Source organism: Ruegeria sp. N4 (assembly GCF_056531425.1).
Genome location: NZ_JBQFLT010000004.1, coordinates 1 through 20,288, shown reverse-complemented (window position 1 = coordinate 20,288; position 20,288 = coordinate 1). Strand labels below are relative to the sequence as shown.

Annotated in this window: 20 protein-coding genes and 1 tRNA gene; 11 read left to right on the top strand and 10 right to left on the bottom strand. The window is 58.7% G+C overall.

From position 1 onward, the window contains the following. Positions 1 to 93: 93 nt before the first annotated feature. Positions 94 to 768, top strand: coding sequence for a glutathione S-transferase (locus ACR0LW_RS07955; protein WP_480882175.1), 675 nt, complete (start codon positions 94 to 96; stop codon positions 766 to 768). Positions 769 to 808: 40 nt separating this feature from the next. Here ACR0LW_RS07955 and ACR0LW_RS07950 read toward each other — a convergent pair whose 3' ends face one another. Further along, positions 809 to 1,744, bottom strand: a complete 936-nt coding sequence (locus ACR0LW_RS07950) for a helix-turn-helix domain-containing protein (RefSeq protein ID WP_480882174.1) — start codon at positions 1,742 to 1,744, stop codon at positions 809 to 811. A gap of 203 nt (positions 1,745 to 1,947) precedes the next feature. Here ACR0LW_RS07950 and ACR0LW_RS07945 point away from each other — a divergent pair, with 203 nt between their 5' ends. From ACR0LW_RS07945 to ACR0LW_RS07930, 4 genes are read left to right on the top strand one after another with little or no spacing between them, the layout of a single operon-like run. Further along, positions 1,948 to 3,345, top strand: coding sequence for an amidohydrolase family protein (locus ACR0LW_RS07945; RefSeq protein ID WP_480882173.1), 1,398 nt, complete (start codon positions 1,948 to 1,950; stop codon positions 3,343 to 3,345). A 26-nt stretch (positions 3,346 to 3,371) separates the two neighbouring features. Beyond that, the gene (locus ACR0LW_RS07940) at positions 3,372 to 4,136 is read left to right on the top strand and encodes a DUF3299 domain-containing protein (protein ID WP_480882172.1); all 765 of its coding nucleotides are present in this window, start codon (positions 3,372 to 3,374) and stop codon (positions 4,134 to 4,136) included. A gap of 47 nt (positions 4,137 to 4,183) precedes the next feature. After that, on the top strand, positions 4,184 to 5,311 hold the full coding sequence (locus tag ACR0LW_RS07935; RefSeq protein ID WP_480882171.1) for a carbohydrate porin: 1,128 nt from the start codon (positions 4,184 to 4,186) through the stop codon (positions 5,309 to 5,311). 50 nt (positions 5,312 to 5,361) lie between these two features. After that, positions 5,362 to 6,603, top strand: a complete 1,242-nt coding sequence (locus ACR0LW_RS07930) for a membrane dipeptidase (RefSeq protein ID WP_480882170.1) — start codon at positions 5,362 to 5,364, stop codon at positions 6,601 to 6,603. A gap of 244 nt (positions 6,604 to 6,847) precedes the next feature. On the opposite strand, the gene ACR0LW_RS07925 is transcribed toward ACR0LW_RS07930, so the two are convergent. Beyond that, positions 6,848 to 6,923 (bottom strand) — tRNA-Val (locus ACR0LW_RS07925). Between the two features lie 282 nt (positions 6,924 to 7,205). On the opposite strand from ACR0LW_RS07925, the gene modA reads away from it, so the two are divergent. The 4 genes from modA (at position 7,206) to ACR0LW_RS07905 (ending at position 10,261) form a co-directional block, all read left to right on the top strand. Further along, positions 7,206 to 7,973: a molybdate ABC transporter substrate-binding protein gene (modA, locus tag ACR0LW_RS07920; protein ID WP_480882169.1), complete on the top strand. Its 768-nt coding sequence runs from the start codon at positions 7,206 to 7,208 to the stop codon at positions 7,971 to 7,973. A 5-nt stretch (positions 7,974 to 7,978) separates the two neighbouring features. Beyond that, positions 7,979 to 8,671, top strand: coding sequence for a molybdate ABC transporter permease subunit (gene modB, locus ACR0LW_RS07915; protein WP_480882168.1), 693 nt, complete (start codon positions 7,979 to 7,981; stop codon positions 8,669 to 8,671). Then, positions 8,668 to 9,768, top strand: coding sequence for a molybdenum ABC transporter ATP-binding protein (modC, locus tag ACR0LW_RS07910; protein WP_480882167.1), 1,101 nt, complete (start codon positions 8,668 to 8,670; stop codon positions 9,766 to 9,768). The genes modB and modC overlap by 4 nt, the downstream gene beginning before the upstream one ends. Positions 9,769 to 9,853: 85 nt before the next feature. Beyond that, the gene (locus tag ACR0LW_RS07905) at positions 9,854 to 10,261 is read left to right on the top strand and encodes a hypothetical protein (protein ID WP_170455441.1); all 408 of its coding nucleotides are present in this window, start codon (positions 9,854 to 9,856) and stop codon (positions 10,259 to 10,261) included. A 3-nt stretch (positions 10,262 to 10,264) separates the two neighbouring features. On the opposite strand, the gene hemF is transcribed toward ACR0LW_RS07905, so the two are convergent. The 4 genes from hemF to clpS are packed head-to-tail and all read right to left on the bottom strand — an operon-like array spanning position 10,265 to position 13,331. Further along, complete coding sequence (hemF, locus tag ACR0LW_RS07900) at positions 10,265 to 11,149, bottom strand: oxygen-dependent coproporphyrinogen oxidase (protein ID WP_480882166.1); 885 nt, start codon at positions 11,147 to 11,149, stop codon at positions 10,265 to 10,267. A 6-nt stretch (positions 11,150 to 11,155) separates the two neighbouring features. Then, on the bottom strand, positions 11,156 to 11,956 hold the full coding sequence (locus tag ACR0LW_RS07895) for an SDR family oxidoreductase (protein ID WP_170455437.1): 801 nt from the start codon (positions 11,954 to 11,956) through the stop codon (positions 11,156 to 11,158). 37 nt (positions 11,957 to 11,993) lie between these two features. Continuing rightward, positions 11,994 to 12,959, bottom strand: coding sequence for a class I SAM-dependent methyltransferase (locus ACR0LW_RS07890; protein WP_480882165.1), 966 nt, complete (start codon positions 12,957 to 12,959; stop codon positions 11,994 to 11,996). Between the two features lie 30 nt (positions 12,960 to 12,989). Next, positions 12,990 to 13,331, bottom strand: coding sequence for an ATP-dependent Clp protease adapter ClpS (clpS, locus tag ACR0LW_RS07885; protein WP_170455433.1), 342 nt, complete (start codon positions 13,329 to 13,331; stop codon positions 12,990 to 12,992). Positions 13,332 to 13,424: 93 nt separating this feature from the next. Between clpS and ACR0LW_RS07880 the strand changes: the two genes are divergently transcribed. Together ACR0LW_RS07880 and ACR0LW_RS07875 are read left to right on the top strand one after the other, a co-directional pair. Continuing rightward, positions 13,425 to 14,126, top strand: coding sequence for an HAD family hydrolase (locus tag ACR0LW_RS07880; RefSeq protein WP_480586438.1), 702 nt, complete (start codon positions 13,425 to 13,427; stop codon positions 14,124 to 14,126). 282 nt (positions 14,127 to 14,408) lie between these two features. Beyond that, positions 14,409 to 15,803, top strand: coding sequence for a D-alanyl-D-alanine carboxypeptidase family protein (locus tag ACR0LW_RS07875; protein ID WP_170455430.1), 1,395 nt, complete (start codon positions 14,409 to 14,411; stop codon positions 15,801 to 15,803). A 69-nt stretch (positions 15,804 to 15,872) separates the two neighbouring features. On the opposite strand, the gene ACR0LW_RS07870 is transcribed toward ACR0LW_RS07875, so the two are convergent. From ACR0LW_RS07870 to ACR0LW_RS07855, 4 genes are all read right to left on the bottom strand, one after another. Next, positions 15,873 to 17,120, bottom strand: a complete 1,248-nt coding sequence (locus tag ACR0LW_RS07870; RefSeq protein ID WP_480882164.1) for a hypothetical protein — start codon at positions 17,118 to 17,120, stop codon at positions 15,873 to 15,875. 141 nt (positions 17,121 to 17,261) lie between these two features. Further along, positions 17,262 to 18,023: a LamB/YcsF family protein gene (locus ACR0LW_RS07865; RefSeq protein WP_480882162.1), complete on the bottom strand. Its 762-nt coding sequence runs from the start codon at positions 18,021 to 18,023 to the stop codon at positions 17,262 to 17,264. Next, the gene (locus ACR0LW_RS07860) at positions 18,024 to 19,034 is read right to left on the bottom strand and encodes a 5-oxoprolinase subunit C family protein (RefSeq protein WP_480882161.1); all 1,011 of its coding nucleotides are present in this window, start codon (positions 19,032 to 19,034) and stop codon (positions 18,024 to 18,026) included. Further along, positions 19,031 to 19,780: a 5-oxoprolinase subunit B family protein gene (locus ACR0LW_RS07855; protein ID WP_480882160.1), complete on the bottom strand. Its 750-nt coding sequence runs from the start codon at positions 19,778 to 19,780 to the stop codon at positions 19,031 to 19,033. Before ACR0LW_RS07855 ends, ACR0LW_RS07860 begins: the two co-directional genes overlap by 4 nt. Between the last annotated feature and the right edge of the window lie 508 nt (positions 19,781 to 20,288).

Here is a 20,288-nt window from a genome sequence, read left to right as displayed (position 1 = left end):
CCCGGCGCGTCGCTGACACTGATGTCTTGCGGTGGTTGCGCATGGTGTCGCAAAGTTTAAGTTGCGCCTGTCTCTGATGAGGGTATTTGCATCATGGCCCACCTGCCGATCCTTTGGTCTTTTCGTCGCTGCCCCTACGCGATCCGGGCACGCCTGGCGATCCTCAGCGCCGGTGTGCAGGTCGAATTGCGGGAAATCCTGTTGCGGGACAAACCCGAGGCCTTTCTGGACACATCTCCCTCGGCCACGGTTCCGGCGCTACGGATGAAAGGCGGGGTGCTGGATGAGAGCCTTGAGGTCATGCTCTGGGCCTTGAACCAGAATGACCCGGCCCGTCTCTTGGACATGCCACAGGCAGGTTGGGATTTGATCGAAACCAATGACGGCCCGTTCAAGGCGGCTTTGGATCACACGAAATACGCAACGCGGTATCCGGATCTGGACCCCGCGACCGAACGTGGAAAAGCGTCAGCGCATCTTATAAAGCTTGATGCGCAACTCACCGGACAGCGCTGGCTGTTTGGCGAGCGTCCAACGCTGGCCGATCTGGCCATTTTGCCTTTCGTGCGTCAGTTCGCCTTTGTCGACAAACCGTGGTTCGACGTGCAGCCCTGGCCGAATTTGATCGGTTGGCTGAATCGGTTTCTGGAGAGCACATCTTTCGAACAGGTTATGACAAAATACCCGACATGGTCAGAAGGGGACGCACCTGTTTGGTTTGGCTCATCGACCCAGCTGATGCACGGGTCGCGGGAAGCCAGCGTCTGACACGCGCCGACTGACGCCGGGGCGCTATGGCTGCTGTGCGTTACGATCCAAGGCGGAATTTGGTCGGCGTCATGCCGGTCTGGCCGCGAAAGAAACGCGTGAAGTGGGACTTGTCTGAATAACCAAGCATGAGACCGATCTCGGCAATTGTCCTCTTGTTTTCTCTAAGATGCTCTTTGGCCACATCGACACGCAGCCGTTTGACCTCGCGGGTCAAGGTTGTCCTTTGGTGCCTAAGGGCTTTCAGTAACCGCTCGGGCTGTATGCCCAACAGCCCGGCCACCACCTCTGGCCCCAGATTGGTTTCGTCCAGTTTGTCGCGCAGGACGGATCGCAAAGCAGCCACCACAGTTACTTCCTCGTGCCGCCGGGGTGAAAACTCAGCGGTGGTGGCATCTTGTGAGACATGGTGCAAAAACAACCATTCCACAGGAAAGCTGATCTGCATTCCGGGATCGGTTCCAAGACCAACCTCAATCCCCTTGTAGCCAATGGGCAGGCCATTGATGTATCTGCTTTCCCATCGCACTCGGGACGGATCCCATGACGATCCGACGACGGTCTGCAAGAGGCGCACATAGATGGCGGCGCCGAAGCCGGTCACCTGAACAGGTGGGACTGTTGGTTCCTGTTGCCTCTGGATTCGATAGATCGCCTTGTCCGCGTCAACGACAAGGCTGTGCCTTACAGAATTGGACTCGCGCGGGACAAGCCCCACGAAACGGGCGAAAAATTCGAATAGGGTATGTGTCGATTGCAGGGCCTGAGCGAACGGAGGCCACGCCTGCAGGTCAAATGTTTCCCCCACTTTCAACCCAAGATACCGATCCCCTGCCAAGTCCGCGAAGGCATTTATCAGACCATAGACCAGTTCTGAATGGACATAGACAGATGGGTCGGACAGCAGCTCAGCCTTCAATCCGACCTGATCCAGGGCGGGTTGCGGATTGATTTTGCGGTCAGTGAGATATTGCAAAAACGGAGCCGCCAAAGCGAGGCGGACAAAGCCCTCGCTATGTTCCGAAATCGTGGAGTTTAAAGGCAAGCTTGTCACCCTTTGCCGGTTTGCTCAGTGGCCACTTTTACAGTCATATTCGAACATCCTAATTCGAAACTGGCAACCGGGCCAAGAATTTCCGGGCTACAGTTAGGAATTGGTGAATATGAAAGGGAGACCCTATGCCCGGCTTACAATTGCCCCTTCGCACAACGGTGATCTTTGCGGCGGCCCTGACACTGTCGGCGTCCGCACAGGCTCAGGACCAAGTGGAACCTCAAACGCTGTTTACCAACGTCCACGTCTTTGACGGTGTCAACGAACAGCGTATCGAGAATGCCAGTGTTCTGGTCGAAGGCAATCTGATCACGTCGGTTTCAACGGATGCTATCGATGCCCCTGATGCCATCGTGATCGACGGCGGCGGGCGCACGCTGACACCGGGCTTTATCGAGAACCACGCGCACCTGATGCTCATGGGGCCATCGATTGCTGAGATGGAAACCAACTCGACCTGGGAGGATTTCGCCATCCACGGGACCCGGATGGCCGAAATGTACCTGATGCAGGGCTTCACGACCGTTCGCGATGCCGGGGGCGCTGGTGGCGGGCTGCGGCGCGCAATAGACGCAGGCCAGATCGTCGGCCCCCGCTTTTATCCTTCCGGCGCATTTCTCGGGACGCGCGGCGGCCATGCCGACTTCGCATCTTTCACATCTCCGCCGGGCGGGGTGACCAACTTTGGCACTCTGAATATGGCCCAACAGGTCAACGGTGTTGACGAAATTTACATGTATGGCCGCAACAACTTGCGCATGGGTGCCACGCAACTGAAGTTCATGCAATCAGGTGGGGTGATTTCGGCATTCGATCCATGGCAGTTGCTCGCCGGTTCGAAGGAAGAGATTGAGGCCGCTGTTCAGGTTGCCAACGAGTACGGCACCTATGTCATGGCACATTCCTACCGCAAAGAAGCGATCATCAATGCCTTGAATGCAGGGGTCAGAACCATTGAACACGGTTTTCACTTTGACTGCGAAATTTCTGCTTTGATGAAAGAAAAAGGAGCGTACATCACGACGAACATCACGGCATTTGATCCGGGCCTTCTTGACGTTCCGTCCGTGAAAAACAACCCTAACAGTTTGAGGAAAGCCAAATCGGCCTCGGCGACCTTCGAAGCCTATATTCCCAGCATGAAGGAATGCCCGGCGCCGCGCGGATTCCAAACCGATTGCGTGGGCTCAGTCGAAGCGTGCAACATCCAGATCGCCTACGAGAAACATTTGAACAACCATTTCTTCGGCCCCTATGCGTCGATGGTAACCCTGACTTCGGTAGGTGGCGAGATCGCGGCACTTAGCGGTGATTTCATGAACCCCTATCCGGAAGGAAAACTGGGCGTGATCGAGGAAGGTGCCTATGCCGACATCCTGCTGATAGACGGCAACCCGCTTGAGGATTTCTCGGTCGTTGGCACCGGTGACCAGTGGTTCGGCGCAGACCCGAGGCCGGACAGTCCGGAATCGATCCGCCTGATCATGAAGGACGGCGTGATCTACAAAAACACACTGGATTGATCGGTAGATAGACGTTGGAGAGTTTCATGCGCCAATGGCTTCAAGTTTTTACCATCGCAACGCTGGGAATGGGGTGTCATTCCGCCATGGCGGCATCCGGCATTTCGCTGGGCTGGTCTGACCTGCCGGATCCGTCAACACAGATCTTTGACGACCCGTATCGCGATCTTGCCCCCGAACAGTTCGATGATGTCCTTTTCGTCGTGCGCCTGCGCGGCAGACTGCAGCAGAATGTCGGCAGCGTTGAGGAAAGACAGAAATGGCAAGAGCTGCTGACTGAAACCGAGGGCGCATTGTCGGCAGACGGAATTGATGTCGACTGGCTGCTCGATCAGCGAGAGGTTGTGACAGAACGCCGAAGAAAGGCTGGCACACAAGGTAATCCGCAATTCGATGGTCAGACAATCACACTTGCGGGCTTTGCCATTCCAGCCCCGACCGATCCTGACGGGCGATCTGTGGTGTATCTGGTTCCGGAACGCGGGATGTGCAGTCACATGCCCCCGCCGCCGCCGAACCAGATGATCCGCGTACGGTTGAACGGCGATTGGACGCCCAGCTATTTTCATGAACCGGTGAGACTTACAGGAACGCTGACGATTGACCCTTCGGTTCAAAACATGATGGTCGTGGATGGCTTGATGCCCATGAGTGCGACTTTCCAGTTGGAGACGGATACAGTCGAAACGCTGGAGACTGAGTCAGACAGGCTGGAATGGAAACGGCGTGCCGCCGATCGCATCCGCGCGGCAAGTAAGCGCAAGACGGGCGGGGCGCGCGCATCGGAATGATCAGAAGCCTGCTTGCCTTATTTTGTTTTGCTTTTGCTGGTTCAGCGATGGCGCAGGGATTGTCGGGACCCTCTTCCGTTGAAGCTGATCTTGAGCCCGGAGATGGTCTGACCAACCCGCAGTACCGGTCGGATTTTCCGCGCAACATCGCTGCTGGCTGGTTCCAGTGGAAGGACAGGCTGGCTGAGGACGGGTTTCGGTTCAACATTGATTACCTGGCGTTGGGCCAAATAACGAATGCTGATCCGGGAACCGGCGAAGCGGCCAGTGGAATCGCGCGTATCTATGGCAGTTGGCAGGCGACGGAACGGGGTTCGCTGACGTTCAAGATCGAAGATCGGCACCGTTACACGGATGTTGTCCCGCAGTTTCTTGGCTTGGATGGCGGCGCGCGCGCGATTACGGGAACAGCATTCAACGACAACGGTTTGCTGTTGACCAATCTGTTCTGGACCCAAAGGGCCAGAGATGGCTCTTGGACATTGCAAATCGGGCAAATCGACGTGACGGACTTTGTGGATATCTACGGGCTGGTCAGCCCTTATAGTGGGTTCCAGAACCTGTCCTTCAACACCAACCCGACCATTAACACGCCCAATCAAGGTCTTGGCGTTGCCGGTGGGATAAAGCTCAGCAAAAACGTCTATGCCGTCGCGAGCGTCTCCGACGCAAACGCCGACCCGTCTGATCCAAATTTTGATGTGTTCAGCGATGGCAAACTCTTCAAATCACTCGAACTTGGCTACACCTCTGGCTTTGATCGCATCTACTTCGACAATATCCACCTGACCCTTTGGCATGCGGATGCAGCCGACGATGGCAGCCGTCCGGAGGACTATGGCGCCGCGTTTTCCGCGGCCTGGTTTGTCGACAACAGATGGATGCCATTCTTTCGGGCCGGGGCCTCAAAAGGGACAGCCGCGCTTTATGACCGATCCGTCTCGGCCGGTTTGGGCTATTACGGTCGCAATACCGATCTGGCCGGGCTTGGCCTGAATTGGGCCGAGGCAAGAGGCATAGACGGCACACAGTTCACGCTTGAGGCATTCTATCGCTTTTCAATCTCACCCGGGCTGCAGATCACACCGTCGCTGCAGTTCATTTCCAACCCGCTTGAGAACCCCGATCAGGACAGCATCACGCTGTTAGGTCTACGAACCCGGATCGTTTTCTGATGCCGGTATCACGCAGCATCTGTCTTGGATTTCTGTCTGGAGGTACCGCAATGAAGACCCTGTTGACCGCAAGCATAGTCGCTTTTGCTTTTGCTGGCGCATTGCACGCAAGCGAAGAAAGCAAGACATGGGACGCATCAGATGAAGCGAAGCAATTTGTGCAGGACACAATCGTGCTTGGCATGTTGGCCAGCCCTTACGGGACCGGTTGGACCGAGTATGAGCAGCTGCACACTTACTTCACACGGGCCCGGGAAAACGGCATCACGGGGCATGAGATGACGCTCGCTGCGGCGGATATGTCCTTTGAGACTTTTCTTGAACAGCATTACCATTTCCGCGCGGCGATGGCGCAGCAACCGGAAAACTACCTGATCGTGAACGAAACCCGCGATATTGAAGCCGCCCATATTCAAGGAAAGACGGCGGTCATCTGGAACAGCCAAACGGCCACGATTCTGGACGGCGATCTAAAGAAGATGGCCCTGCTCAAGGATATGGGGATCAAGAGTATGATCCTGGCCTACAACGACATCTTCCGAACCGGATCAGGGCAATTGGCGGCCTATAACGGGCGCGACATCGGGCTGACCCCTTGGGGGAAGTCTGTCATTGATGAAATGGTGCGGTTCGGTATCCTGCTGGACCTCAGCCACACTGGTTCCAAAACAGCTAATGACGCCATGGATTACATGGATGAGACCTACCCCGGTGTACCCTATGTTTACACGCATTCAGTCCCTGCCGGTCTTTATGCGAACGAACCCAATGCCACGCCGCGCGGGTGTTATCGGGCCATTCCCGATGACGAGGCGCTGCGCGCGGCCCAATCGGGGGGATATGTTTCTCCGACATTCACCGAATGGATGATGGACGGTGTCTGGCCCGAGGATATCTCTCCGAAACAAGCCGCCGATATGATCGACTACTACGTTCAACTTGTGGGCGTCGACCATGTCGGGATCGCAACGGATGACATGTTCTCGCTCGAACTGGTCGTGGAGTTCGCGACTGCAAACGCGAGCATGTACGATGACGGAGGGTACATGATCGACGCCTTCAACAAAGGGGCGACCGGCAACGGCGAACTTGCCAAGATACTGGCCGCGATTACCGATGATCTTTGGGCGCGTGGATATTCCAACGAAGACCTTGCAAAGATCTATGGCGGCAACAAGATGCGGGTCTACGCGCAAGTCTGGGAAGGCAAACCGCCCGAGCAGTTTCTGAAGGAATACCCCGAGCGTTTGCGCCTCAGGCAAGAGCTTCGTGACGGGTTCTATTCGCGATAGAAACGCAAGCGTGTGCATGAAGCTGGTCGATTAGGCGCGGCCAATTCATTTTGAGCAAGTTGGCCCGGCTCTCAGCCTTTCAACGCGTCGATAGCCGTTTGTTTGCCTACAGATTACCTGCCGCCTCGAAACGGAAATCAGAGTTGGACAAACCCATCGGACCCATCACTGCGGGCCGGAACCCGCGCGCAGAATCCGACGAGGTGACTGTCAGGCAATCCACTGGTGCAGTGCTGGGAAAGGATGGTGGGTGATGAGAGACTCGAACTCCCGACATCTTCGGTGTAAACGAAGCGCTCTACCAACTGAGCTAATCACCCGTGACGGTGCATGTAGCCAAGCCTGCGGGCGGGCGCAAGAGGGTCGGGTGGAATTTCTTGAATAGATTTGTTTCACCGGGAACGGTGGGAGGACCGCACGCCCAATGCCTGGGCTTTTGGCCAAAAACGTTGTCCGATCGAAGTTTTTTCTACCTTATCCAAAGTGCGTCAGGAAACGCGCTTGCGTGGTCCATGCAGCCTCCGATATTCCCAAACAGGATGGTAACTTTCCAGCTGGGAGTTTTAATGGCCCTTTCAATGGCCCTTTCAATGGCCCTTTCAATGGCCCGCCGAACAGTTTTGGCCTTTATGGTTCTGATCGCAGTTCTGCTGGCTCCGATACGGGCCGGGGCAGAGGGGATATTGGTATTCGCCGCAGCCAGCCTGAAAACCGCGCTGGATGAGATTGCTTCGGACTACACACAGCAGACGGGCGTGGATGTGACCGTGTCTTATGCGGCCTCGTCGGTCTTGGCGCGCCAGATTCAATTGGGTGCGCCGGTGGATGTGTTTATGTCCGCAAACCGGAATTGGATGGACGCGCTGGAAGGGGGCGGATGGATCGACCCTAAATCGCGGGTGGACCTGTTGGCAAATGGGTTGGTTCTGATTGGACAGGCGGACCGGGCGTCGGATGGACAGCTTTCACCCGGATATGATCTCTCGGGTCAACTGGCGGGTGGGTATCTGGCCATGGCTTTGGTGGATGCGGTGCCTGCGGGCATTTACGGCAAAGAGGCGTTGCAGACTCTTGGCTTGTGGGATGCGGTGCAAGGGCAGGTGGCGCAATCGGACAATGTCCGCGCGGCGCTGGCTTTGGTTGCAACCGGCGCGGCCCCGCTGGGGGTTGTATATCGGTCTGATGCTATCGCTGAAACACGCGTTGGCGTTGTGGGCACGATACCGTCCGAGGCACATCAGCCGATTATCTACCCTGCCGCTTTGACCGGTGCTGCCAACAAAGACGCCGCAGGGTTTCTGGATTATTTACAGACCAAGGACGCTGAGGTCGTGTTTCTAAATCAGGGCTTTGCCCTGCCGGGCGAGTGACGCAGATGGAGTGGTTGGGTCCGGCAGAGTTGGAGGCGTTGAAGCTGTCATTGCGCGTGTCCTTCTGGGCGACGCTGGCAACTTTGCCCTTCGGCATATTTGTGGCCTACGCGCTGGCGCGCTGGCGGTTTCCGGGTCGTCAGGTCCTGAACGGGTTGGTGCATTTGCCCTTGATCCTGCCACCTGTGGTCACCGGATACCTGCTGTTGCTGACCTTCGGCATTCAGGGCCCGATGGGCCGGTTTCTGGCCGAGTTCGGAATTGTCGTCGCGTTTCGCTGGACCGGGGCGGCTTTGGCCGCAGGGATCATGGCCTTTCCACTGATGGTCCGCGCCATACGCCTGTCGATCGAAGCTGTGGACCCACGGCTGGAACAGGCCGGGTCAACGCTTGGGGCGTCTCGCCTGATGGTGTTCGCAACCGTAACCCTGCCGATGATCCTGCCGGGGATCATCGCGGGCTCGATCCTCGCCTTCGCCAAAGCGATGGGAGAGTTCGGGGCCACAATCACCTTTGTGTCCAACATTCCGGGGCAGACCCAGACCTTGCCCTCGGCCGTTTACGCCTTCCTGCAGGTTCCGGGCGGTGAGGCCGCTGCGACCAGACTGGTGATCATTTCGATCGTGATTGCCATGTCTGCGCTGCTGCTCTCGGAATATGTAGGGCGGCGCGCTGCTGCCCGGGTGGCCGGGACATGAGCCTTTCTGTTCGCCTGCAACACAGCCTGCCGGGGCTCGATCTGGATCTGACCTTTGACGCGCCGCCGGGGGTGACGGTTCTATTCGGACGCTCCGGGTCGGGCAAAACCACGGTGGTCAACGCCGTCGCCGGGTTGCTGCGGCCACAGGCCGGTCGGGTCGCCGTGGATGATTGGGTTTTGTTCGACACCGATCACCAGAACTGGCTGCCCCCGCACAAACGGCGTCTGGGCTATATCTTTCAAGAGGGGCGCCTGTTTCCGCATCTTACCGTGCGCCAGAACCTTGCCTATGGCCGCTGGTTTGCACAGCGCAAGGCAAAGCGGGAAAACCCCGACAAGGTTATCGAGATGCTGGGCATCGGTCATCTGCTGGATCGCCGTCCGGCCATGCTGTCAGGCGGTGAGAAACAGCGCGTTGCCATCGGTCGGGCCTTGCTGGCCAGCCCGCGCCTGATCCTTGCGGACGAGCCTCTGGCCGCGTTGGATGACGCGCGAAAGGCTGAGATCCTACCCTATTTCGAACGCCTGCGCGATGAAGTGTCGGTCCCGATCCTTTATGTTACCCATTCAGCGGCCGAGGTCGCACGTCTTGCGACGTCGGTGGTCGCGCTGCAGGACGGCAAGGTGGCCCGGCATGGCCTGGCGTCCGAGGTTCTGTCCGACCCGTCTGTCGCCCCCGCCGGCATTCGCGCCGTGGGGGCCGTGCTGCAAGTGCGGGTGCGGGAACATCATTCTGACGGTTTGACCGAGTTGGATGCCGGGGGCGAGCGGTTGTTCCTGCCGCGCATCGCGCATCAGGTCGGGGAAACCCTGCGCATTCGTATCCCCGCGCAAGAGGTTATTCTGTCCAGCAACCCGCCCGAGGGTCTGTCGGCCCTGAATGTGCTGAGCGGGCAGGTGGATTCGATCCGCGCGGGTGATGGGCCGGGGGCGATTGTGTCGGTAAAAACGCCAGCGGGCATTGTTCTGGCGCGGGTCACGCGACGCTCGGTCTCGGCGTTGGGTCTGCAACCCGGCGTGGCGTGCCATACGGTGATCAAAACCGTTGCGCTGGCACCGCAGGATGTTGGCGGGCGGATCTTGCAGGACAAATGACAGGGGGTCCTCTGACCGCTTTACTCATGCTGCACGGCATCTATGTTATTGACAGAGAACGGAGTTCATTCAGGGTGTTTTGCCTATGAGACTTTTATCAGCTCTTTTGGTCACAGGCGGGATGGTTATGCCCGATTTGGCGCAAGCTGTCGGATTTGGCCTGAGCGTTCAGCCCCAGTACCGGACCGAGATCACTCAGGTCGGTGAGGGAACCTACAGCGTCAAAGCCATCGGTTCGTCCGCCCCTGTGAACTATTGGTGTGGCATTGGCGATTTTGCGATCCGTTCGCTGGGCGTGCCGAACAACCAGCGGATTTACATCTCGAAAGCCTATGAGCCGGGTGTGCGGACGGTTGAGTTCTCGCTGACCCCGCCGCCTGGTGCGGATACGAACCCCGGATACTCGATCACCGTCAAACGGGTGGGCGAGAATATGTCGGCATCCTCGGCGCAGAACTACTGCTATGACAACTTCATAGATTTCGGGTTCTGAGCTTTAGATCCATTTCGCCAGAGGCGGCAGGCTCATAAGCACGGCATCCGGGTCATGCCCGGTCTCCAGACCGAATTTCGTGCCTCGGTCATAGACCAGATTGTATTCGGCGTAGAGGCCGCGATGCACCAGTTGCGTCTCTTTATCGGCGTCCGAGAATGACTGCACCCGGCGCTTTTCAACCAGCGGCAGGAAGGCAGGCAGAAAGGCTTCGCCGATGTCCTGCGTCAGGGCGAAATCGGCCTGCCAGTCGCCAGTGCAGTAATCATCCATGAAGATACCGCCAACGCCGCGGGCGCGTTTGCGGTGGGGGATGTAGAAATATTCGTCGGCCCAGCCTTTCAGTCGCGGGTAATGGCCGGGGCCGTGCGGGTCCAGATGGGCCTTTTGCGTCGCGTGGAAATGGGCCGTGTCCTCATCATACTCAATGCAGGGGTTCAGGTCCGAACCACCGCCGAACCACCAGGCGTGCGGGGTCCAGAACATGCGCGTGTTCATGTGCACCGCCGGGACATGCGGGTTCTGCATATGCGCCACCAGACTGATGCCCGACGCCCAGAACCTCGGGTCTTCGGTCATTCCGGGGATACCCTTGCGCGCCGCCATTGCCTGCTGCGCGCGTTCGCCCAGCGTGCCAAAGACGGTCGAGACATTGACCCCGACCTTTTCAAACACACGCCCACCGCGCATCACCGACATCAGACCGCCGCCTGCGTCCGAGCCATCCTCGGAGTGGCGGGTGGTTTCCTTGACCTCGAACCGACCCGGTCGGGCGTCCGAGAACGGGCCTGTGTCGTGGCTGTCTTCCAGCGCTTCAAAGGCGGCAACAATGTCATCGCGCAGTTGACGGAACCAGGCAGAGGCAGTGGTTTTTTCTGTATCGAACATGAGGTCTTAGTGAGCTGGCGCGGCAACAGGATCCAGCAGGGTCCGGCCACCGTCGATTGTCAGGATTTGCCCGGTGATGAAGCCGGCAGCGTCGGATGCGAGAAACTGGGCCGTTTCCGTCAATTCGGTGGGTGCAGCGATACGGGCCAGCGGGGTATGCTTTTCAATGTCATCCCGGAAGTCGCGGTTTTCCTTGAGCGTGGACTGCAAGGATGCACTCATGACTGATCCCAGCGCGATGGAATTCACGCGTATCCGGTTCGGGGCCAGTGCAACGGCCAGCGAGCGTGTCATCTGATCCAGCGCAGCCGTAGACACCGAATAGGCCATCAGATCGGGATGGGTTCGGCGGGCGGCAATCGAGGACAGGTTGATGATCGATCCGGCCGGGTTTTCGTCCTCGTCCCCGGCCTGTTTGATCATGCGCTTGGCCACCAACTGGCTGAGACGCAACGCGGGCATCAGGTTCTGGTTCAGCAGCGAGCGGACCGAGTCGTCATCGGGGTCCAGCGGATCGGACGGGATCACCTGCCGCGCGCCGTTGATCAGAATGTCCACCTGATCGAACGCGTCCAGCGTGGCCGACAGAAGGTTGGCGATGGTCAGTTTCTCGCGCAAATCGCCTGCGAAATAGCGGATATTGCTGTCATCTGCCTGCTCGCCCAGTTCCTCGACCAGACGCTTTTCGTCCATATCAGCGAACATCACATTCGCCCCGGCATCGGCAAAGTGGCGTCCAATGGCCAGCCCGATCCCATTGGCCCCGCCTGTGACGATTGCTGTCTTGCCAGCTATGGAAAAGGACATCCGAATCCTCCTGAGTTGGGGGGCAGGTTAACGGGCCTCAGCGTCGAGGGCGAGAGGCATGAAAGACCTTGAACCGATTGTCACCGGCAACCTCTTCCACATGCGCGAAAGTCTCGGCCAGCGTGGCCTCGTAGGGCAGGTGGCGATTGGCGACCATCCACAGATCGCCATTGCGGGTCAGGTTGCGGGCGGCAGCAGTGATAAACCCCTGACCCAACGCGGGATCAGCGCTGCGCGAGGTGTGAAAGGGCGGGTTCATGATGACGGTATCGCAAGGCTCGCTGGCCTTCCACGTCACAGCGTCTGCCCAGTGAAACGCGGCCCGGTCGTCGGTCACATTGGCGCGGGCACAGTCGAGCGCCGTGTGATCCGCCTCGACCAGATGCAAGGATGTGATGCGGTCGCGCTTTAGCAATTCGGCTGAGAGATACCCCCAACCGGCCCCCAGATCGGCAACGCGTGGTCCCAGTTTTTCGGGCAGGGCTTGCAACAGAAGCGCCGAGGCTGGATCGATGCCGTCCGATGAGAATACGCCGGGCGCAGTCCGGTACCCGTCGACCATCTGCTCCTTGGGCGCGGCCCAATCGGCAAAGGCCTGAGGCTCGGATTGGAACCAGAATATCTTGCCATGCGCCTTGGACAGCGGCCCTTCGACAGACACACGCTTGCGCACGTCTTTCAGGATACTGTCCACGCCATTGGTTTTGGCCCCGTCAACAACAACCAGACCACTGGCACGGGTGCAGGCCTGATCGATCAGCGCGCGGGCCAGAGCCTTGGCGCGGGGCAGGAAGACAATTGCATCCTGACAGGGTGCGCCCGCTTCGGGCACTGCGGCGAAACCCAGCGACGCAAAGTGATCGTGAAACGGTTTGAACGGCTGCACGACCTGCGTATCACGCGGCAGGTCGGACAGATCCTGCTCGGGCGTCGGGCCGATCACTGTCAGCGGGTGCGACAGCGTCAAACCGCTTTGCAGGGCGAGATCGAGGCGAGGGGACATCTTCGAATGCGTCGAACAGCAGCGCGGGGCTTACTCTTCGCGCTCCATTGTACATTGCAGCGGGTGCTGATGGCGTCGGGCAAAATCCATCACCTGACCCACTTTGGTTTCGGCAATCTCGTGGCTGAACACGCCGACAACGGCGACGCCCTTCTTGTGCACGGTCAGCATGATCTCGAACGCCTGCGCATGGGTCATGCCAAAGAAACGCTCAAGCACGTGAACCACAAACTCCATCGGCGTGTAATCGTCATTCAGCAGCAACACCTTATAGAGCGGAGGGCGCTTGGTCTTTGGCCGCGTCTGAACCAGAACGGACGAGTCGGCGTCGTCATCCGATTTGTCAGACATCATCCAGGGGTTTTCCAGCATCGCGCGCTTCTGTCCGATTCAGGCATTGGGTTTATCTGAGCGCTTATATAACGTCGATGGGCGCAGAGAAAAGAGGAAGAGAGCGTATTCTGAATGGTGGAAAAACTGACCACAATCGGGTTCGACGCGGATGACACCCTTTGGCATAACGAGCGGTTCTTTCAACTGACGCAGGCGCATTTCGCCAGCTTGCTGAAAGACCACGCCGACCGCGATCACCTGATGGAGCGTCTTCTGGCCGCCGAGAAACGCAATATCCGTCACTATGGTTACGGCATCAAAGGCTTTGTCCTGTCGATGATCGAAACGGCGATTGAGGTGACCGAGGATCGTGTGCCTGCATCCGTGATCCGTCAGTTGATCGAAGCCGGGCAAGAGATGTTGGCCTATCCGATCGAGTTGCTTCCCCATGCCCGCGAAGCCGTTGAGGCGGTCACCAACGAATATCGCGTTGTTTTGATCACCAAGGGCGATCTGATTGATCAGGAGCGTAAACTGGCCCAGTCGGGGTTGGGCGACTTGTTCGACGCGGTCGAAATTGTCTCGGAAAAGACAGCCGACACATACCGGTCGATCTTCACCGTACATGGCGATGGCCCGGCATCGGCCATGATGGTCGGCAACTCGATGCGGTCGGATGTTGTGGCCCCGATTCAGGCTGGTTCCTGGGGCGTTTACGTGCCGCATGGACTGGTGTGGGAGGTCGAGCATGCCGACGCCCCCGTTGATGATCCGCGATTCCGTGAGCTGCGGGATTTGGGCGATCTCAGCGATCTGATCCAGGAACTCGGGTAATGTTGCCATTCGGCCTCAGTTCCGAAAAATCCGCTTTGGGATACGCCACGTTCCCGCCAACTTCGCCGATGTAGTAGGGCCAAGGTCGCGCCGCGCCTAGATATAGCTGCGGATGCGGACCATAACGAAACTGCGAAAACCGCAGCTTTCGGTTTATTTCACACGGCCCCTGTGTTAGCCTTTCTGACAAGCAGAATAAATTTTAGCTGACCGGGAAAACCCGGCGGCGCGAGGCAGACAGAGGCAAAGATCGTGCAGATTCGGCGGACAGTTCCGGCCCGAATGGGCTTATTTCTCATCGCATTGTTGATGGTGCTTTCTTTTGCGCCGCTTAAATCTTTGGCCGCACCCTACGCTGCCATGGTGATCGATGCCCGCACGGGCGAGGTTCTTCATTCCCGCAACGCGGACACCCGACTTCATCCGGCATCGCTGACCAAGATGATGACGCTGTATATCGCGTTCGAGGCGGTGCGGAACGGCGAGATCACATTGGATACCCCGGTTCGTATCACCCGGGCTGCGGCGGCAGAGCCACCTTCGAAACTGGGCCTGCGCTCGGGCCAGACCATCGCCTTCCGGTACCTTATTCGCGCGGCGGCTGTGAAATCGGCCAACGACGCAGCAACCGCCATCGGCATCGCGCTCAGCGGGTCCGAGGCCGCCTTTGCGCGTCGCATGACCCGCACGGCCAAGGCCATGGGCATGAGCCGCACGACCTTCAAGAACGCACACGGATTGACCGAGTCGGGGCATTTGTCCACTGCGCGAGACATGACCACGCTGGGGCGGCATCTGCTGTATGATTATCCGCAGTATTACAACCTGTTCTCGCGCCAATCGACCCATGCCGGGATCAAGACGGTTCCCAATACGAACCGCCGCCTGCTGGCTGCATACCGGGGCGCGGACGGGATCAAGACAGGCTACACCCGTGCTGCGGGCTTCAACCTTGTCGCCTCGGCCAAGCGTAAGGATGAGCGCATCATCGCAACCGTGTTTGGCGGCAAATCCAGCGCCTCGCGCAATGCCAAGGTGGCCGAACTGCTGGATATGGGCTTTCGTCGTGCGCCGTCACGCGCGCCGATCCGCAAACCTGCGCGGCCCTCTTACGCGGGCAATACGGGGCTTGGCGGCTCGACTCAGGTGGCCAGCATTAGCGGCGCGCCCAAAGCCAGCCTGCGCCCGGTTCTGCGTCCAAGCGCGGCCACGCAAGTTGCCAGCGCAATCGCCGAGACGGCAGATCAGGATCGTGACCGTATCCAAAGCGGCATCGCAGCGGCCATTGCCGAGGCTGATATTGCACCCACCGCTCCTCCGGTGGAAAGCTCGGACACACGCCCTGCATTGCGGCCGGACAACCTGGTTCTGGCATCGACACAACCTGCGGAACAGCCCGAACCCGAGCAAGAGGTTGTCACCCGCCTGTCCACATCCGGCGGGCATCTTTGGGGCGTCAATGTCGGTCGCTACACCACGCGATATGAGGCCGAGAAGATCTTGCTGAAAACAGCGCTGTCGGAAATGACCACGCTGGAGGGCACGCTGCGCAAGGTCAATCAAAGCTCGAAAGGGTTCGAGGCCACATTCCAGGGCATGACCCGCGAACAGGCCGATCTGGCCTGCCGCCGGTTGCAGGCGCGCAATGTTACCTGTTTCATGATCGGGCCGTCATAAGGCCCGGCATATTCTCTCCTGATGGGTCTGGGCTGCGAGGTTTCGCAGCCCTTTTTTCATCCGGGAATGTCAGTCGAACACATGCCCATGTTCATACTGCTCGTCCTGCCCGGCAGCCGCCGTTAGTGCGGCCACGTTGTCCTTGGTAAAGAACCCGTCATAGTGGTGGCAGCGTTCGATATATTCGGTGATCAGCAGCGTGTTCTTCGAGTGTTTTGAGAAGATCTGTTTCAGGTTCGGATCATCTTTGCACTCACCCACTACATGCGCCAGGAACGGCACGCCCTTGTCCTTCAGCGTGTTGACGACGAAATCGACATTCTTCTCACCCGCGCCATGATCGCCGTCTTGTATCTCGACCGCCATGTGGTGCAGGCGACGGCCGAAATTGCGCACGAAATCCTCGGTCGGCATCGGCAGCTTGGCGAAGGAATTCACAAAGGACGGCGTGTTGTTGGCGGTGAACACCTTGGCCGGGGATTTCTTGTCGTCATCCACATTGGCGTTGCGGTTCACATTGGTGGACGAGTTCATGTCGAAGATGTTGTATGCGCCCCAGAAATAATAGGGCACCATGGTCAGAAATTCGAGGATCGCATCCTCACGCTCACCCGCCAGAACCCGCGTGGCAAGGTGGTCGATCCCCAGCATCAGCGGCCCAATCTTGCTGTCCTCGGCAAACGCGGCCGCCTCATCCAGTTTCGCCTTCTCGGCATCGCTGAGCAAAACGCGATCCCCGAGGCCCAGACTGTCTGGATCATTGAAATCCAGCGTCGAGTAACCGACCCGATTGCAGGTGAAATCGGACGGGGTGGTAAACCGAAACCCGTCCAGCGTGTAAAAGGGATTCTCGGTGTCGCCGGGGTATTCGAACCGGATATTCTGATCCTCCAGCGTTTTGCTGAGCGCAGTCAGATCGCTTGCGGCAAAAACCTCGCCCACATACCGGGTCTGAGGGGTGTTGCGGGCCAGCGGGTACATGCGGTTGATACGCGGGATGAAGTCTTCAAATGTTTCGCTCAGCGGTGCCATCACGATCAGCGCCGGGTAGTCAGAGTGCGAATGCAGCACCGAGAACTTGTGTGTCCGCCCCAAATAGCTGGCCGAGTGGCGATAGGGCGTCATCACATACAATTCGACCAAGGTATCGAACAGAGCGGCGGTTTCGACCTGTATGACAATCGCCCGCATGGGGCCAACCTGATCCGCAATCCCCGAACTTGTCCGCCGTTCATAGATCATCGGCAGGTATTCGTGAAAGAAGTCCGAGTTCTTCTTGTCGCCTCGGGGTTCATAAGACATCAGATCGAAAGACATTGGCGCCTCCTTGCGGAAATCTGGCTGCAAGCGTGTTGCTGCAATAACGGTATTCAGAACATGCACTTGCAGGCATGCTAGGCGCTGAACCCCGTTCGGGCAACAGCCAGACCCTGGACCGCCTGGATTACGGCCAGATGGCTATCTGGTGAACTTTGTCACCTCGACCCCGCCCGCAATCAGGTTTTCCCGGACCGAGTGGGCAATCTGCACAGCCGTCGGCCCGTCGCCATGCAGGCAAATCGTATCGATTGAGGTCTCAAGCCGTTTGCCGGATTCAGTGATGATCGCGCCCTCGCGAACCATGTTCAGGATGCGCGGCCCGGCAACCTCGGGGTCATGGATCACCGCGCCGGGCCGGCTGCGATCGACCAGAGTGCCGTCGTCGTTATAGGCACGGTCGGCAAAGATCTCGCCCACCCATTTGCAGCCAAGCTCGCGTACCGCTTCTTCCTGCTTTGTGACGGCGAGCACCATGATGATGATTTCCGGATCGACATCCAGCGCCCCCTGATAGCAGGCCCGCGCCATGTCGATATCGACCGAGCACATATTGGCCAAAGCTCCATGCAGTTTCAGATGCCGCACCTTGGTGCCAACAGCAGCCGCCATGCCCATCGCCGCGCCCAGCTGGTACCGCACCAGATTGCGCAGGCTGTCATGGGGCACTTTCATATTGCGCCGGCCAAAGCCCTGAAGATCGGGAAAGCCCGGATGTGCGCCAATGCCCACATTGTTCTCGGCGGCTAAGGCCATTGTCTTGGCCATCACGTCCCAGTCGCCCGCATGAAACCCGCAGGCGATATTGGCTGAGGTGATGATCTTCAACAGGCTTTCGTCATCGCCCATCTTCCACGGGCCAAAGCTTTCGCCCATATCAGCATTCAGATCCACGCGCGGCATCTAACGGTCTCCTTGGTCGGTGGCAGAGATCACTCCGCCGATCAATTGGTAGGACAACAGGTCCGGAATGTCATGCGGGTCGCGCACCAGCGGTTCAACGCGTCCCGGCAGGCGGGCAAGATCCGCCCGAAAGGCCGCATCTAGTTCCATCGCCTGATCCATCGTCACGAATTGAAACCGGATCGTGCCACCTGCCGGGGTTTGTGCGGCACGCGGCATATCGCAGGGCAGAACGGTTGCAATCCGGGGGTAACCGCCGGTCGTCTGGCATTCGGGCAGCAGGATGAACGGATTGCCGGTTCCGGTCATCTGGATGTCGCCGGGGGTGATCACCTCGGACAGGATGTTCAACTGCCCCTTCGCGGCGAACCCTTCACCGTCGCTCTCCATCTGCATGCCCATCCGGTTGGCGCGGGCACCCCGCCGGAACTGGGTTTGCGTGAAACGGCCCAGCGTCGTGTCATCAAACAGTGGGGTCTGAAAGCTGGCCACAACGCGCAATGTGCCGCCGTTGAACCGGTCGCTGGGGGGCAGCTTGCGTCCGGCCTCGCCTGCATCCGGCCCTACGGGAAGGGTGTTGCCCGCCTCGACCGCGCGCCCGATTTTAGCCGTCAGATGGGTGGCGCGTGAGCCAAGAAACACCTCGGTATCGATGCCGCCAACCACATGAAGGTAGCCATAATTGCCTTGCAACGTCGCACCAATCGTCAGGCGTTGCCCGGGTTCCAGATGATGGGATGCGTTCCAAACAATAGGCGCGCCATCGATACTGGCCTGCATAGGCGCGCCGGTCAGCGCGATACGCGTGGGCTGAGTGGCTTCGAACTCGCCCCCCATGCCTGCCATTTCCAACGCGGCCAAGTCCGGGCTTTGCCGCAACAAGGCCGCGCCTTCATGCAGCGCCAGAATGTCGGCAGCCCCGGACCGGGACAGTCCCTGATCCAGATACCCCGTGCGCCCCTGGTCCTGAATGGTGCATGCGGGGCCGATACGTCTAACAATCAGGCTCATGACGCAATCTCGTGACACGTTGCGCCGCCAAGGCCGTCTTCGTTGTTCGTGCGAATGCTCTGCAATTCGTCACGCGAAATGGGATCAAACTGCAATTCGTCGCCGGGCCTCAGGGTGAAGGTCTCTTCCATCTCGGGCCGGAAACACCGGAACGCAGTTTGACCGATATGCCGCCATCCAGTCGGGGTGGGGCCGGAAAACAGAACAAACTGCGAAATCGCAAGGACCAGAGCCCCCTCAGGCACCATCGGGTTCAACTCTTGCAGGCGCGGTATGTCGAACTCGGGCCCAAGGGGGCCGAGGTAAGGCTGGCCCGGCGCAAAGCCAATCGTCAGAACCCGCACGCGGGACTGGCTGAGGCGGCGAATGGCCTCGGCGGTGCTCAATCCGGCGGCGGCTGCCGCTTCATGCAGTTGCGGGGCAAGATCGGTGCCATACACAGTCGGAACCCGCCACAACCTGCGTCCCGTCGGCAAAGGCGTCGCATACCAATCCTGCTGTACCAAAAGCTGGTGGAGGCTGGAAGTGATTTCACCATAGGTCAGCCGCTGCGGATCATACCGCACATAGGCCGATCCAAGAGACGCCGAGGTCTCAACAACCCCGCTCAGATCCAAGGCATCAAACGCGGCCCGAAACGCCAGCGCGGCCCGGTTTGCGGTATCCGACATAGTGTCTGCAAACGTCACCAGGGCCCCGTCAAAGCCGACATTGTGTATAGCAGGAAAAGTGGGGGTGAGGGTCATATCCGTCCCGCATTATCGTCATTGCTCATTCCCTGGGAACCAGAGCGCATCGCGCAGAAATGCGCAAGGTCGGGTGCGGTGTCGGGGTGGCTTTTCAATGCTACCCAAATCTATCCTGCGCACATCACGCCGTTGGGCGCGGGAAACTATCCCGATTCATCGATTCATGCGGTGTTGAGCAAGGCCGATTCACCACACCGAGTCGCGTAGCCTAGTAGTCGGTGGCCATCGATGCCCTATATATAGTGGTGGACTGTGTAGGCCTTGGTTCGGAACAGCGACTGCGAGGCCCCACAAGTACCGGGCTGGTGCAGAGCTTGGTGTTTGGCGGGTGGTTAAACAATTGAAAAATATACATTTTCATTGGCTATGCAAAAAAATGCGCCAGAATGCATTTTTCTGCTTGCGGCTGTGAAGGGTTATGCTTAGAACGCCCTTCACCGGCGCTGCTGAGGCGCTGGTGGCGCACCGGAGAGACGGTGCTGACGGATCGGAAAGACGGTTGAGA

Excerpts from the sequence above, each read along its gene's own strand:
- clpS (WP_170455433.1), bottom strand. The coding sequence starts at position 13,331 with ATGCTGGAAAACCCCTGGATGATGTCTGACAAATCGGATGACGACGCC.
- ACR0LW_RS07935 (WP_480882171.1), top strand. The coding sequence starts at position 4,184 with ATGGCGCAGGGATTGTCGGGACCCTCTTCCGTTGAAGCTGATCTTGAG.
- ACR0LW_RS07905 (WP_170455441.1), top strand. The coding sequence starts at position 9,854 with ATGAGACTTTTATCAGCTCTTTTGGTCACAGGCGGGATGGTTATGCCC.
- ACR0LW_RS07940 (WP_480882172.1), top strand. The coding sequence starts at position 3,372 with ATGCGCCAATGGCTTCAAGTTTTTACCATCGCAACGCTGGGAATGGGG.
- modC (WP_480882167.1), top strand. The coding sequence starts at position 8,668 with ATGAGCCTTTCTGTTCGCCTGCAACACAGCCTGCCGGGGCTCGATCTG.
- ACR0LW_RS07855 (WP_480882160.1), bottom strand. The coding sequence starts at position 19,780 with ATGACCCTCACCCCCACTTTTCCTGCTATACACAATGTCGGCTTTGAC.
- ACR0LW_RS07895 (WP_170455437.1), bottom strand. The coding sequence starts at position 11,956 with ATGTCCTTTTCCATAGCTGGCAAGACAGCAATCGTCACAGGCGGGGCC.
- ACR0LW_RS07865 (WP_480882162.1), bottom strand. The coding sequence starts at position 18,023 with ATGCCGCGCGTGGATCTGAATGCTGATATGGGCGAAAGCTTTGGCCCG.
- ACR0LW_RS07870 (WP_480882164.1), bottom strand. The coding sequence starts at position 17,120 with ATGTCTTTCGATCTGATGTCTTATGAACCCCGAGGCGACAAGAAGAAC.
- ACR0LW_RS07860 (WP_480882161.1), bottom strand. The coding sequence starts at position 19,034 with ATGAGCCTGATTGTTAGACGTATCGGCCCCGCATGCACCATTCAGGAC.
- modB (WP_480882168.1), top strand. The coding sequence starts at position 7,979 with ATGGAGTGGTTGGGTCCGGCAGAGTTGGAGGCGTTGAAGCTGTCATTG.
- modA (WP_480882169.1), top strand. The coding sequence starts at position 7,206 with ATGGCCCGCCGAACAGTTTTGGCCTTTATGGTTCTGATCGCAGTTCTG.
- ACR0LW_RS07930 (WP_480882170.1), top strand. The coding sequence starts at position 5,362 with ATGAAGACCCTGTTGACCGCAAGCATAGTCGCTTTTGCTTTTGCTGGC.
- ACR0LW_RS07880 (WP_480586438.1), top strand. The coding sequence starts at position 13,425 with ATGGTGGAAAAACTGACCACAATCGGGTTCGACGCGGATGACACCCTT.
- ACR0LW_RS07945 (WP_480882173.1), top strand. The coding sequence starts at position 1,948 with ATGCCCGGCTTACAATTGCCCCTTCGCACAACGGTGATCTTTGCGGCG.
- hemF (WP_480882166.1), bottom strand. The coding sequence starts at position 11,149 with ATGTTCGATACAGAAAAAACCACTGCCTCTGCCTGGTTCCGTCAACTG.
- ACR0LW_RS07890 (WP_480882165.1), bottom strand. The coding sequence starts at position 12,959 with ATGTCCCCTCGCCTCGATCTCGCCCTGCAAAGCGGTTTGACGCTGTCG.
- ACR0LW_RS07955 (WP_480882175.1), top strand. The coding sequence starts at position 94 with ATGGCCCACCTGCCGATCCTTTGGTCTTTTCGTCGCTGCCCCTACGCG.
- ACR0LW_RS07875 (WP_170455430.1), top strand. The coding sequence starts at position 14,409 with ATGGGCTTATTTCTCATCGCATTGTTGATGGTGCTTTCTTTTGCGCCG.